The following is a 12,655-nucleotide window of genomic DNA, read 5'->3' on the forward strand; positions in this document are numbered from 1 at the left end:
TTGCAGAGAAAAGCGAGGGCGGAGCCTTACCCGCGACGCCGCGCCCTGTCGATAAAAACGCCTCTACACGCGCTCATGGAGCGATTGTGAACAGCCGTCACAAGCCCGTCAGCCCGGTTTCTTCGCACCTGCAAACACCCTAGCTCCACCTTGGATTTATCGGGCTGAAACGAAAATTGGAGACAGGGCATGACACATCAGAAGCCTCCCGAAGGGCTTTCGACGGGCATTACGCCGGGCGCCGATGTCGCGCGCCTGTGCGCGCTCTACGACGGGCTGCTGACGCCGGACGGCCCTTCCATAAGCCCCGCCGCTGAACAGGAATTGAAGGCCCTGGCCAAGATCTTCGATCTGGACGCCGAGCGGCCCGCCGCCGAACTGTGGCCCTATGTCCGCGCAGTCCTGGTGCGGCAGGCGCCGCCGGAAACAACGGCGTCCTCCGCGCCGGTCGAGCCCCGCACCGTCCTGTTGGTTGAGGACGACGCCGACGCCGCCGCCGACCTGACCGAGGCGCTGGACGCCGCCGGACATCGCGTGGTCGGCCCTTTCCACAGCGCCGAAGCGGCTGAGGCGGCGACCGCCCTGCACGCCATCGACCTGGCCCTGCTGGACATCAATCTGTCGGGCGAGGCGACGGGAGTCGACCTGGCGCGCAAGCTGAAATCGCGCTGGGGCATGCCGGTCATCTTCCTGTCGGGCGACGTCACCGCGGCGGCCCAGAACGCCGAGCTGGCCGCCGCCATGGTGATCAAACCCTACAGCGGGCGCGACGTGCTGGACGCCATCGCCCGGCTGGAAGGCGCCTGACGCCCGACAGGGGCGCCTTCGCAGGCCATTGCCAGACCGGCCGCGACCTGCGCCTGATGGTCCGTAATCCCCGGCTGAGGCGTTGAATGGAAACCTTCTTCCTGTTTCTGCTGGTCGGCGTCCTGGCCCAGGCGGTCGATGGGGCGCTCGGCATGGCCTATGGCGTCATCTCGTCATCCGTACTTCTGGCGCTGGGGGTGCCCCCGGCCACGGCATCGGCCAGCGTTCACGCCGCCGAAGTCTTCACCACCGCCGCCTCGGCTGGCAGCCACGCCTGGCACAAGAACGTCGAATGGCGGCTGATGGCGCCGTTGGCCGTCGCCGGGGTGATCGGCGGAGTGCTGGGCGCCTATGTGCTGACCGGGCTGGAAGCGGCCGTGATCAAGCCCTTCATCGTCGCCTATCTGGCCCTGATCGGGGTGTGGATTCTGTGGCGGGCCGGGCACGATATTCCCCACCGCCGCCTGCCGGCCTGGATCACCGGGCCGCTGGGACTGGTGGGCGGCTTTCTGGACGCGATCGGCGGCGGAGGCTGGGGGCCGACCGTCTCCTCGACCCTGGTCGGCGCCGGGCACGAGCCGCGCAAGGCCATCGGCACGGTCAACACGGCCGAGTTCTTCCTGACCGTCGCCATCTCGGCCACCTTCGTCTGGGCCCTGGTCACCGGCCATTGGGAAGAGGCGGGCGCCCTGCGCAATCACGCCGCCGCCGTGGGCGGGCTGGTCGTCGGCGGGCTGATCGCCGCGCCCTTCGCCGGCCTGATCGTCAAGAAGGTGCCGCGCAAGGTGCTGACCTATGCCGTCGGCGGGTTGCTGATCCTGCTGGCGGCCTTCCAAGGCTACCACCTGCTGACCTAACGCCGATCATTGACAGCGGGACGCGCGGCTGGCCGACTGCCCCCTCGACAGGTCGGGGGCGACGAATGCGTGCTGGATTGATGATCATCCTTGCGGGAACGCTAGTGTGCGGCTGCGCCTCGACCCAGACGATCCCTCCGCACATCGAACAGATCGACCGGCCCGCTCTGGGCGCCGTCGTCGACATCGAACTGGGCGAGGCGGCGATCGCGACAGGACGGCGTCGCAGCCTGCCGGGTCTGGCGCTGGCCAATGAGCTTAGCTGGGGCGATGGGGTGCTGCGAAAGCGCTTCACCGTCGCGCCCGGTCGGCTGGCTGGCCGCCAGAGCGACGCGCGCCACATCTATTATTTCTCAGACCGAATGACGGCCCGCGATCCGCTGTTCGGAACGACGCCCTACGCCTCCGGCGGGCTGTGCCGCGCCAAGGACGGCTCAGGCCCGGTGCGCGGCTTCATCACGCCGGGCCAGTGCGTCCTGACCTGGAACGCGACGCCCCAGGTGCGCGACATCCGTATTGAGGAGACCGACGAGGGCGCGCGGCGACGCGAGCTGATCTACCACGGCCGCACCGAAGGCAAGGTGCGCTTCCTTTATCGCGAGACGACCGGAGAAGGCGCGGACCAGACCCAGACCATAGACTACGACCTGGGCGACAGCGCGGTGATCGGCTTTCGCGGCGCGCGGCTGGAGGTTCTGGAAGCCGACAACACTCGTCTGCGCTACCGTCTTCTCGCCTCGTTCGACGCGGACGACTGAACCTCAGACCGGATAGGTGTCGATGAAGCTGGGCCGCGTCTCCAGCGCCGCCTGCAGGGCGACCAGGTTCGGGCGCCCAGTCTTCCAGTCATAGTCCGGATGGCGGAAGCCGATCCAGGTGACGGCGACGCCCGCCGTCAACACGCCCATGTCCAGCGCCCCGGCGTCCGGCGCGGCGGCTTCCAGCGCGTCCAGGGCGCGGCCCATGTTGACGGTCCAGCGCTCGATCCAGGACGCCGAGCGCTCCTGTTCCGGCCGGCGCTTCTCCAGCACCAGTTTGACGCCCATCTCCAGCGCCGCGTTGCCCAGCATCTCCAGCCGTTTCACGCGCAGACGCTCCGCGCCCTCGGCGGGCAGCAGGCGCAATCCGGAGCCCATCATGTCCAGATATTCGGCGATCACCGGGCTGTCGTTCAGCGGCAGGCCGTCCTCGGCGATCAGGGTCGGGACCTGAACCACCGGATTGGTCGACAGCAGCTCCGGCGCATTGCCATAGGGATCGACGACGATCTCCTCGATGCGGTCAGCCAGACCCTTCTCACGGGCGACGATGCGCACCTTGCGGGCGAAGGGCGAAGGGGTGGTGATGTAGAGCTTCATGCTTCAGCCGTTGAGATCAGGAATTTCGGTCCGCCATCGGCGTAGATGGAGGCGCCACGCAGCGCTTGTCGCGGAAGAGGGCCCATTCCTCGCACTGGCGCCCGTCGTCAAAGACACAGACTCCGTATTCGCCGCCCTCGGCGTTGCGGCGGATATCCAGCCTCCCACCTTCGCTGCGGCAATGGACGGAGGCGGGATTGGCCATGCCTATGGCCTGGGGCTTCGAAGGACCGGCTGTGTTCACCGGATCACAGGCCGCCGTCGTCAGCAGGATCGCCGCCCCGATCATGCTCTTCAGAACTGTCGTTTTCAGCATCATCCCCCCCTCCCGTGCGCCCTATTCCGCCGCCTTGCGAGCCGCGTCCAGTTCGGCCGCCTTGGCTTCGACCTGGGCGACGATCTCGTCGATCATGCCGTCGTTGGCCTGTTTGTGGGCGATCTTGCCGTTCAGATAGACCATGCCCGCCCCCTTGCCGCCGCCGGTGAAACCGACGTCGGTATAAAGGGCCTCGCCCGGCCCGTTGACGACGCAGCCGATGATCGACAGCGACATGGCCGTCGAGATGTGCGCCAGTCGTTCTTCCAAGATCCCCACCGTCTCGATGACGTTGAAGCCCTGACGCGCGCAGGACGGGCAGGCGATGATGTTCACGCCCCGATGGCGCAGGCCCAGCGACTTCAGGATGTCGAAGCCGACCTTGATCTCTTCCACCGGGTCGGCGGCCAGCGACACGCGGATGGTGTCGCCGATGCCCGACCAAAGCATGTTCCCCATGCCGATGGCGGATTTGATCGTGCCGGTGCGCAACGGGCCCGCCTCGGTCACGCCCAGGTGCAGGGGGCAGTCGATGGCGTCGGCCAGCTGCTGATAGGCGGCGACCGTCAGGAAGGGGTCGGACGCCTTTACCGAAATCTTGAACTCGTGGAAGTCGAGGTCCTGCAGGATGCGGGCGTGGTTCAGGGCGCTTTCCACCATCGCATCCGGACAGGGCTCGCCGTATTTTTCCAGCAGGTCCTTCTCCAGCGACCCGGCGTTGACGCCGATCCGCATGGAACAGCCGTGGTCGCGGGCGGCCTGAACGACCTCCTTGACCCGGTCGATCGAGCCGATGTTTCCGGGGTTGATGCGCAGGCAGGCGGCGCCCGCCTCGGCCGCCTCGATCCCTCGGCGGTAATGGAAATGGATATCCGCCACCAGCGGCACGCGGGCCTCGCGCGCGATAGTGCTGAAAGCCGCCGTCGACTCTTCATCCGGGCAGGAGACGCGGACGATGTCCGCCCCGGTCTCTTCCAGCTGGCGGATCTGTTCCAGCGTCGCCGCCGCATCGGCGGTCGGCGTATTGGTCATCGACTGGACGCTGATCGGCGCGCCCCCGCCGACGGGAACGGAGCCGACCATGATCTGGCGGCTCTTGCGGCGCTCGATGTGGCGCCAGGGGCGGACGTGGCCGAGTTCGGAACTGTGGTCGCTCATGACGCCGTACACATAGGACAGGAAGGACGGCAAAACCACGACAGAGGGCGAAAGATCGTCGTCGTAGTCAAAGGATCAGTTCAGGCAGCGGGCGGCTGGGCGGCCGGCGCGGCGGCCGGCTGATACGGCTGCGGTCCCGGCGCCGTCGTTGCGGCCGCCGCTGCAGCGGCCTGGGCGGCGCGGGCGCGCGCCTCGACGGCGGCGGCGGCGCGCGCCTCGGATTCACGCGCGGCCGCCTGAGCGCGATTGTTCAGCGTGCCCAGCGGCGACTGGGGCGCGGGCAGGACGCCGCCATGCTCGCCGTTCAGATAGATGTCGAACGCCTCCGGATCGGGCGTGTCGATGGTCGCCGACAGGCCGGGCGGCGCCCGCCAGGCCTCGCCCGCCGCCAACTGGCGCGCGAACAGGATACGGCCGTCGCCCTGACGGATGACCAGGATGGCGGGCTTGCGGGCCTGAAGCGTGACCTGCGAAACCGTGGCCGAAGCGCCGTAGATGGCGCCGCGCGGGTTGAAGGCGGCCTGCACCGGCGGGGCGGGCGGCGGGGCGGCGTTGGGGTCGTCCGGGTCGATCCCGGTTAACTGGGCCTCCAGCCCCGGCGTGATGTACATGGCCGGCGTGGTCTGATCCGGCGGAGCGGCTCGGGGCGCGCCGAGGTAGAGGGCGCGGTCGCGCTGGCGGTCGGCCTGCTCGGCCCAGTCCTTGGGCACGGCGACCAGATCCGACGGGTGCGGCGCCTCGATGCGGTTCAGGCGCTGAAACACGTTCCAGCCGATCACCACCGCCAGAAAGGCGCCGATGACGCCCAGGATCTTGGGCGAGTTCTGACGCATCTGCTGCAGGGCGGCGCCCGTTGGCGGCTGCAGCGGCACGGCCGCATCGGGATATTCCTGCTTGAACCGCTCGACCGCGTTCAGCTCGTCCAAACCCAGGGCGCCGGCGTAGGCGCGCACATAGCCCATCGAGAAGATGCGCGACGGCAGGGCGGCGTACTCGGCCTGCTCCAGCGCTGTCAGGAAACGCGGATGCACCCGCGTCATGGTCGACAGCTGGGCCATCGACAGGCCCGACGCCAGGCGCGCGGCGCGCAGGGAGGCGCCCAGGGAATCATCCGAGGGATCTTCCGGCGCCGGCGGGGGCGTCGGCTCAGGGGTCTGATCCAGCGTCGCGTCGGCGTCGAAGTCGAACGCGGCTTGCCGATCCTGGTCCATAGGGTCGGGGTTCCGTCACGCCAGGCGCCCGTGCGCCCGTCATCCCCGCTTAGACGAGGCGAGGAGCGCGGGCAACGCGGGAAAGCGGCGCAGCTTTCCTAGACTTCCACGTTCAGCTTGCGCGCCAGCGCCTCGATCTCGCCGCGCACTGATCCGGCTGAAGAGCCGAGCAGGATGTTCATCCCCCGTCGCGCCGCGTTGAGATCCGCCGACAGGATCATGCGCTTGACCGGCCCCACCCCGCCCGCCGGGGCGGACAAGCGGCTGTAGCCCAAGGTGATCAGGGCGAAGGCTTCAAGCGGGCGTCCCGCCAGCTCGCCGCAGACGGAGACCGGAGTGGCGCTGTCGGCGCATTTCTGTTGAATCTCGGCCAGGGCGCGCAGGAAGGGCGGCGACAGGGCGTCATAGCGTTCGGACACCCGCGGGTTCGTCCGATCGGCGGCGAACATATACTGCATCAGGTCATTGGTGCCGATCGAGACGAAGTCGGTCAGCGGCAGCAGGGCGTCCAGGTGCCACAGCAGGCTGGGGCATTCGATCATGGCCCCGACGCGCAGCAGGGACGGCAGCGGGCGACCGCGACGCCGCGCCCAGTCGCATTCGATGTCGACCAGTTCGCGCGCGGCCCTGAACTCGTCCACCGTGGCGATCATCGGGAACATGACGCGCAGTTCGCGCCCGGCGGCGGCGGTCAGCAGGGCGCGCAGCTGCATCCTCAGCAGGGCCGGACGATCCAGCCCCAGACGGATGGCGCGCCGCCCCAGCGCCGGGTTCTCCTCGCGCTCATTGTCCAGATAGGGCAGCACCTTGTCGCCGCCGATATCGAGGGTGCGGAAGGTGACCGGCCGGTCGCCCGCAGCATCCAGCACCAGCTTGTAGAGCGCCGTCTGCGAGTCCAGGCGCGGCAGTTCGTCCGAGACCATGAACTGGAACTCAGTGCGGAACAGGCCGATGCCCTCGGCGCCCGTCGCGTCCAGATTCTCCAGATCCACCGCCAGACCGGCGTTGGTCAGCAGCATGATGCGCTTGCCGTCCTTCGTTACCGCGGGGGTGTCGCGCAGCTGATCGAACTCGGCGCGTTGCTGGGCGCGCACGGCCATCCGGCTCTCGACCGCCGCCAGCATGTCCGGACGGGGGCGCAGGTAAGCCTCGCCCGTCTCGCCGTCGACGATGACCTGATCGCCCTCGGTCAGGCGGTCGCGCAGGCCCTGCAGGCGGCCGACGCAGGGAATTTGCAGGGCGCGGGCGACGATGGCCGCGTGAGCGGCGGCCGAGCCTTCTTCCAGCAGCAGACCGCGCAGCTTGTCGCGCGGGTATTCCAGCAGGTCCGCCGGCCCCAGATTCTTGGCCACCAGAATGGCGTCGTCGGGCAGGTCGCGCTGGCCCGGATGGTCGCCCGCCATCAGCCGCAGCAGGCGGTTGGCCAGGTCCTCGAAGTCGTGCAACCGCTCGCGGATATAGGGATCGCGGGCGTTGGCGAAGCGGGCGCGGTGTTCGTTGCGGACGCGGTCGACGGCGGCCTCCGCGGTCAGGCCAGAACGCACCGCCTCTTCCAGCGACCGGTTCCAGCCCCGGTCGTCGGCGAACATCCGATAGGTCTCCAGCACCTCATAGGGGGTTCCGCCCAGCTTGCCCTGACTGCCTTCCAGCAGGGCGTCGATGCTGGTGCGCAAACCGTCCAGCGCCGCCTTGAGCCGGACTTCCTCGGCGACCGGATCGTCGGCCAGAAGCTGTTCGGGCGCGATCGGCGCCTCGTGCAGCACGGCCCGGCCGAACGACAGGCCTTCGGCGAACTTCTGTCCCCGCAGCCGTTCGGGCCGATGGGGCGCCACCTCGACGTCGCGCAGCTCCTCCAGCGCCAGCAATTCGCCCGAGGCCACCGTCTCGGCCAGGACCATGGCGATGGTCTGGATGTCCTCGATCTCTTCCTCGTCATAGCGACGGGCGACGCGGTTCTGGACGACCAGGACGCCGATGGCCCGGCCGCCGCGCAGCAGGGGCGCGCCGAGGAAGGCGTGATAGGGGTCTTCGCCCGTTTCCGGTCGATAGGAGAAGCTGGGGTGCGACTGGGCGTCAGACAGGCTCAGCGGTTCGGCCGTGCGGGCCACCTCGCCGACCAGACCCTCGCCGGGACGCAGACGGGTATTGTGGACGGCCTCGGGGTTCAGCCCCTCGGTGGCGAACAGTTCCAGCTCGCCCGAGGCGCGCCGCAGATAGATAGAGCAGACCTCGGCCACCATAGAGCGGGCGATGATCCGCACCACCATGTTCAGCCGGTTCTGGGCGGGCGCGCCGCCCCCCGGCCCGGCCAGGGCCTCGCGGATCTGGCGCAACAGGAGCCGTGGCCCCCTCGCCGTCACTGCTGCGCCCTTGACCATAGTCTCTCCCGCCTTGCCGCCCTCTGGCTTTCAGTTCCCAGATAGGACGGCCCTTCCGTTATCCTAGTCTTCCGCGTCCAGTCCGTAGGCGGCGTGCAGCGCCCGGACCGCCAGCTCTGCATAGTCCGAATCGATCAGAACGCTGATCTTGATTTCCGAGGTCGAGATAGCCTGGAACTTCACGCCCTTGTCGGCCAGGGCGCGGAACATGGTCTGGGCCACGCCTGCGTGGCTTCTCATCCCCACGCCGATCACCGAGACCTTGGCCACGTCGTCATCGACGCGCAGCTCCTCAAAGCCGATATCGGCCTTGGCCGCCATCATCAGGTCGGCGGCGCGGCGCGCGTCGCGACGGCCGGTCGTGAAGGTCAGGTTGACCGCGCCTTCGGTGCGGGCCTGGCTCTGCACGATCATGTCGACATTGACCTCGGCCTCGGCCAGGCGGGTGAAGACGTCGGCCGGGGCGTCCGTCCGGTCCGACAGGCCCAACAGCGTGATCCGGGCTTCGTCCCGGCTCATGGTCACGCCGGAAACGATGCGCTTTTCCACGATCTCATCCTCGTCGCAAATCAGGGTGCCGGCGTGTTGCGGCAGGTTTCCGTTTTCATCCGGTTCAATGAAGCTGGACAGGACGCGCACCGGCACGCGCTTGTGCATGGCCAGCTCGACCGAGCGGGTCTGCAGCACCTTGGCGCCCAAAGACGCCATCTCCAGCATTTCTTCGTAGGACACCTTCTCCAGACGCCGCGCGCGGCTCTGGATGCGCGGGTCGGTCGTATAGACGCCGTCCACGTCGGTGTAGATGTCGCACGGCGCGCCGAGCGCCGCCGCCACCGCTACGGCCGACGTGTCCGAGCCGCCCCGGCCCAGGGTGGTGATGCGCCCGTCGCGGGTCACCCCCTGAAAACCCGGCACGATGGCGATCTCGCCCGCGTCGATGGCGGAGCCCAGCACATCGCCCGGCACGTCCTCGATACGGGCGCGGCCGTGGGCGTCGTCGGTCAGGATCGGAATCTGCCAGCCCATCCAGCTGCGCGCCTTGAAGCCCATGTTGCGCAGGGTCAGGGCCAGAAGGCCCGAGGTCACCTGCTCGCCCGAGGCGACCACCACGTCATATTCGTCGTCAGACAGGGCCCCGTCGCCGTACAGGCCCGGCGCCGCCGCGCCCACGCCGTCGGTCCAGGCGACCAGCTCATTGGTCTTGCCCGCCATGGCCGAAACGACCACGGCCACGCCCTTGCCCCTGGAGGCCTCGGCGGCGACGATGCGCGCCGCGCGACGGATGCGTTCCAGGTCGGCCATGGACGTGCCGCCGAACTTCATCACCAACCGGTTCGTGTCGGCCCGCGTCATCCCTGCGCCTGATCCCCCTGCTTGCATGGCGGGCGAAGGCGGTCCATGCCTGAGCCCATGCCCGCTTCTAACGACAGCCTCGATCCGCGCAAACCCCAAAGCGAAGAGGGTTTTTCACCCTTTGCTACCGATCGTGCCGAAGGGCCGAGCATTGATCCTGCCGATGTGGCGCGCTTTTCGGCCCAGGCGGCGGAGTGGTGGGACCCCAAAGGCCCCTTCGCCCCCCTGCATCGCTTCAATCCCGCGCGACTGAAATTCGTGCGCGACCGGGCGGCGGAGCACTTTGATCGCGACGTAAAGGCGCGCGCGCCGTTCGACGGCCTCAGCCTGATCGACATCGGCTGCGGCGGCGGCCTGATCGCCGAACCGATGCGGCGCATGGGCTTTGAGGTCACGGCCATCGACGCCTCGTCCGAGAACATCGGCACCGCCCGCGCCCACGCCGATCAGGTCGGTCTGGACATCGCCTATCGCGCCGCCACGGTGGAGCAGATGGTGGAAGCGGGCGCCGGTCCGTTCGACGTGGTGCTGACGATGGAGGTGATCGAGCACGTCGCTGATCCGGAGGCCTTCATTCGCGCCTGCTCGAAACTCATCAAGCCGGGCGGCATGATGATCGTCGCCACCCTGAACCGCACGCTGAAGGGGCTGCTGCTGGGCAAGGTCGCGGCGGAATATGTGCTGCGCTGGGTCCCGGCGGGCACCCACGACTGGCGTCAGTTCCTCAAGCCCGACGAACTGCGCGCCATGCTGGACGGCGAACCCCTGACCGTCACCGGTCCCTATGGTCTGGCCTATGATCCGCTGAACGATCGCTGGAGCGAGGGCGACGACGTGGGCATCAACTACATGATGATGGCGACCCGCGACGCATGATCGGCCCGCGCCGCATCGTCCTGACCGGCGGTCCCGGCTCGGGCAAGACAACCTTGCTGGAGGCGCTGGCGGCGTCGGGCCATGCGACTATGCCCGAGGCCGGGCGCGCCATCATCCGCCGCCAGCAGGCCATCGACGGCGAGGCCCTGCCGTGGAAGGATCAGGCCCTGTTCGCCGAACTGATGCTGGACCGGGAGCTTGAGGCCCACGCCCGCGTAGGGGGCGCAGACGGGCCCGTCTTCTTCGATCGCGGCGTTCCGGACGTGGTGGGCTATCTGATGCTGTGCGGCCTGCCGATGCCGGCCCATATGGAGCGGGCCGCGCAAGACATCCGCTATGACCGGCGCGTCTTCATCGCCCCGGTCTGGCCCGAGATCTTCGGCCAGGACGCCGAGCGCAAACAGGATCTGGACGAAGCCCGCCGCACCTTCGACGCCATGGCCGAGACCTATCCGCGCTTCGGCTATCAACTGATTGAGCTGCCCAGGGCGCCCGTCGCCGAGCGCCTGGCCTTCGTGCTGAAGTCGCTTACAGCGGCCTGACCATATAGCGGGCGTCGTCGCCGTAGCTCGCCAGCTTCTCGGCCATGCCCGGCGGGTTCTGAACCTCGAAACCGTTGCGCGCCCAGAAGCTTGATGCGTCGTTGACCGCGACCAGCGCCACCGACGGCCAGCCCGCCGCTCTAGCCTGTTCGGCCAGACGCTCGACCACGGGCCGGGTGTGGCCGCCGCCGCGCGTGTAGGGGTGCAGGGCCAGATCGTGCAGATAAACCACCTCGGCCTCGGCGGGGATGGCGTCGATCAGCACGTTCAGCGCCGGGGCGGCGTTCAGCACCCACGGATAGGCCACCAGATAGCCCATGATCGATCCGTCATCGGCGGCGAGCACGAAGCAGCCCTCGGGGTACAACTGCAGACGGTTGGCGAAGCAGGCGCGCTCTTCCGGATGGTCGGGGAAGGACAGCTGGGCCACCGCGACCACGCCGTCGAGGTCGTCCGGCGTCATGGCCCGCCAGGTCAGAGGGGACAGCGGGCGTTCAGCTCCGCCCTGTTGAATCGCCATTGCACGCTCCGGTTCTCGTCGTCGTCCGCCCCTTCGATCCGGGCGGTCAGTATCTCCCCCAAAGGGCCGTCGGGGCGTTCATAGATGATGCGGTGCGGAAAGTCGTTGTCCGGATTGGCGAAAACCGCCCGCTGCGGGCCGCTGTCGATCAGACGGAAGGAGGTCGCGGGCGCCCCGTCGGGCTGGGCGAAATAGGCCAGGCCGCCGTCCTTCATGGGGGCGATGCGCGCGCTCTCGAAGCCGCTGCGGCCATTGCGCACAGTCACCGAGTGGCCGACGATCAGCCCCGCGCGCGGGTCGCTCCAGGTCTCGGACGCCTCGCGCCCGCCGGAGCAGTCCAGCCAATAGCCCGCCAGCCACGACAGGTCGGGCGCAGGCGCGGCGGTCTGCAACAGGGCGGCGGCCAGCAGGCTGGAAACGGACATGGGTTCTTCCCTCCACAAGGACGGAGGAAGGTTACGCCGCCCTCACGGCGCAGGCTTGTAGGAATGCGACGCCAGCCGTCGCGCCAACTCTGCCTGTTCGCGCGCCCAGGCAGTGGCGGTGCAGCCCAGGAAGCGACGGAAGTCGCGCGCCATCTGCGGCTGGTCGAAATAGCCTGCGGCCAGACCCGCCTCCAGCCAGGAGGCCGCGTCGGCCTCCTCGCCCATCGCATGATCGAAGATGCGGCGAAAGCGGAAGACCGAGCGCAGGGTGCGCGGCGCCACGCCGACGCGATCGCGGAACCGGCGTTGCAGGGCGCGGCGCTCGGCGGGACTCAAAGGCGGCCCCTCAAGATCGCTCTCGGCGGCGGCGACCTGGGCGCGAACGGCAGGGTCAATGCGCCAATCGCTCGCTCCGCGCTGATTCTCCAGCCAGGCGCCCAGTGCGGCGGCCTGCCCCGCCGGATCGCCCGGCGGCGCCGTGAAACCGTCCAGCCGGGCCACGAGGTCCAGCCGTTGGTCCGTCGCCTCGATCAGGGGGCGGCCGAGAAACTCCCGCGCGCCGTCCGGCTCGAACTTGGCGGCGACGATCTCGACCGGCCCCACTGGACGAATGGCCATGGGCCGGGTCATCTGACCGGCGAAGATCACCGACGGCTGAAGGCGGAAGACGCCGTCGACGTCCTGCTCCTCATAGGGGGCGGCCAGATCGACGATCAGTTCAGGACAGCCGTCCGGCGCGATACGCTGCACCCCGCCGCTGGGGCGCGGCGCGGCGTAGGTCCACAGCAGACGCACGAAAGGCCTCAAGGCGTCGGGCGGGGCGAATTCCTTGTAACGCTCCCCCTCCCCCATCT

14 protein-coding genes are annotated in these 12,655 nt (G+C 68.7%); 5 read left to right on the forward strand and 9 right to left on the reverse strand.

Annotation, left to right across the window (positions count from 1 at the left end; translation table 11 throughout):
• Positions 1-189 precede the first annotated feature (189 nt).
• The 3 genes from H556_RS0114690 (at position 190) to H556_RS15785 (ending at position 2,422) form a co-directional block, all read left to right on the forward strand.
• Positions 190-807: a response regulator gene (locus H556_RS0114690; RefSeq protein WP_024355167.1), complete on the forward strand. Its 618-nt coding sequence runs from the start codon at positions 190-192 to the stop codon at positions 805-807.
• Between the two features lie 86 nt (positions 808-893).
• Complete coding sequence (locus tag H556_RS0114695; RefSeq protein ID WP_024355168.1) at positions 894-1,664, forward strand: sulfite exporter TauE/SafE family protein; 771 nt, start codon at positions 894-896, stop codon at positions 1,662-1,664.
• A gap of 77 nt (positions 1,665-1,741) precedes the next feature.
• Positions 1,742-2,422 carry a hypothetical protein gene (locus H556_RS15785; RefSeq protein ID WP_162140919.1) on the forward strand — a complete coding sequence of 227 codons (681 nt, stop codon included), beginning with the start codon at positions 1,742-1,744 and terminating at the stop codon, positions 2,420-2,422.
• Between the two features lie 3 nt (positions 2,423-2,425).
• On the opposite strand, the gene H556_RS0114705 is transcribed toward H556_RS15785, so the two are convergent.
• The 6 genes from H556_RS0114705 to H556_RS0114730 all read right to left on the reverse strand — a co-directional run bounded on the left by H556_RS0114705 (position 2,426) and on the right by H556_RS0114730 (position 9,438).
• Entirely contained in the window at positions 2,426-3,022 is a 597-nt protein-coding gene (locus H556_RS0114705; RefSeq protein ID WP_024355170.1) for a glutathione S-transferase N-terminal domain-containing protein, read from the reverse strand.
• Between the two features lie 16 nt (positions 3,023-3,038).
• Positions 3,039-3,341 carry a putative hemolysin gene (locus tag H556_RS15950; protein ID WP_035303178.1) on the reverse strand — a complete coding sequence of 101 codons (303 nt, stop codon included), beginning with the start codon at positions 3,339-3,341 and terminating at the stop codon, positions 3,039-3,041.
• A gap of 18 nt (positions 3,342-3,359) precedes the next feature.
• The gene (gene ispG / locus H556_RS0114715; protein WP_029673690.1) at positions 3,360-4,496 is read right to left on the reverse strand and encodes a flavodoxin-dependent (E)-4-hydroxy-3-methylbut-2-enyl-diphosphate synthase; all 1,137 of its coding nucleotides are present in this window, start codon (positions 4,494-4,496) and stop codon (positions 3,360-3,362) included.
• Between the two features lie 80 nt (positions 4,497-4,576).
• The gene (locus H556_RS0114720) at positions 4,577-5,707 is read right to left on the reverse strand and encodes a helix-turn-helix domain-containing protein (protein ID WP_024355171.1); all 1,131 of its coding nucleotides are present in this window, start codon (positions 5,705-5,707) and stop codon (positions 4,577-4,579) included.
• Between the two features lie 98 nt (positions 5,708-5,805).
• The gene (gene ptsP / locus H556_RS0114725; protein ID WP_024355172.1) at positions 5,806-8,085 is read right to left on the reverse strand and encodes a phosphoenolpyruvate--protein phosphotransferase; all 2,280 of its coding nucleotides are present in this window, start codon (positions 8,083-8,085) and stop codon (positions 5,806-5,808) included.
• Between the two features lie 63 nt (positions 8,086-8,148).
• Positions 8,149-9,438 (reverse strand): aspartate kinase, encoded by a 1,290-nt coding sequence (locus H556_RS0114730; protein WP_024355173.1) that lies wholly within the window; start codon positions 9,436-9,438, stop codon positions 8,149-8,151.
• A gap of 57 nt (positions 9,439-9,495) precedes the next feature.
• Here H556_RS0114730 and ubiG point away from each other — a divergent pair, with 57 nt between their 5' ends.
• Together ubiG and H556_RS0114740 are read left to right on the forward strand one after the other, a co-directional pair.
• Entirely contained in the window at positions 9,496-10,314 is an 819-nt protein-coding gene (gene ubiG / locus H556_RS0114735; RefSeq protein WP_024355174.1) for a bifunctional 2-polyprenyl-6-hydroxyphenol methylase/3-demethylubiquinol 3-O-methyltransferase UbiG, read from the forward strand.
• Entirely contained in the window at positions 10,311-10,856 is a 546-nt protein-coding gene (locus H556_RS0114740) for an AAA family ATPase (RefSeq protein ID WP_024355175.1), read from the forward strand. The genes ubiG and H556_RS0114740 overlap by 4 nt, the downstream gene beginning before the upstream one ends.
• Here H556_RS0114740 and H556_RS0114745 read toward each other — a convergent pair.
• The 3 genes from H556_RS0114745 to H556_RS0114755 are packed head-to-tail and all read right to left on the reverse strand — an operon-like array spanning position 10,843 to position 12,653.
• The gene (locus H556_RS0114745) at positions 10,843-11,376 is read right to left on the reverse strand and encodes a GNAT family N-acetyltransferase (protein ID WP_081650968.1); all 534 of its coding nucleotides are present in this window, start codon (positions 11,374-11,376) and stop codon (positions 10,843-10,845) included. The two genes, H556_RS0114740 and H556_RS0114745, sit on opposite strands and share 14 nt — an antisense overlap.
• Positions 11,331-11,801 carry a DUF6265 family protein gene (locus tag H556_RS0114750; protein ID WP_024355177.1) on the reverse strand — a complete coding sequence of 157 codons (471 nt, stop codon included), beginning with the start codon at positions 11,799-11,801 and terminating at the stop codon, positions 11,331-11,333. Before H556_RS0114750 ends, H556_RS0114745 begins: the two co-directional genes overlap by 46 nt.
• 42 nt (positions 11,802-11,843) lie before the next feature.
• Positions 11,844-12,653: an AraC family transcriptional regulator gene (locus H556_RS0114755; protein WP_024355178.1), complete on the reverse strand. Its 810-nt coding sequence runs from the start codon at positions 12,651-12,653 to the stop codon at positions 11,844-11,846.
• Positions 12,654-12,655 lie beyond the last annotated feature (2 nt).

The organism is Brevundimonas naejangsanensis DSM 23858, from assembly GCF_000421705.1.
Classification (GTDB): domain Bacteria; phylum Pseudomonadota; class Alphaproteobacteria; order Caulobacterales; family Caulobacteraceae; genus Brevundimonas; species Brevundimonas naejangsanensis.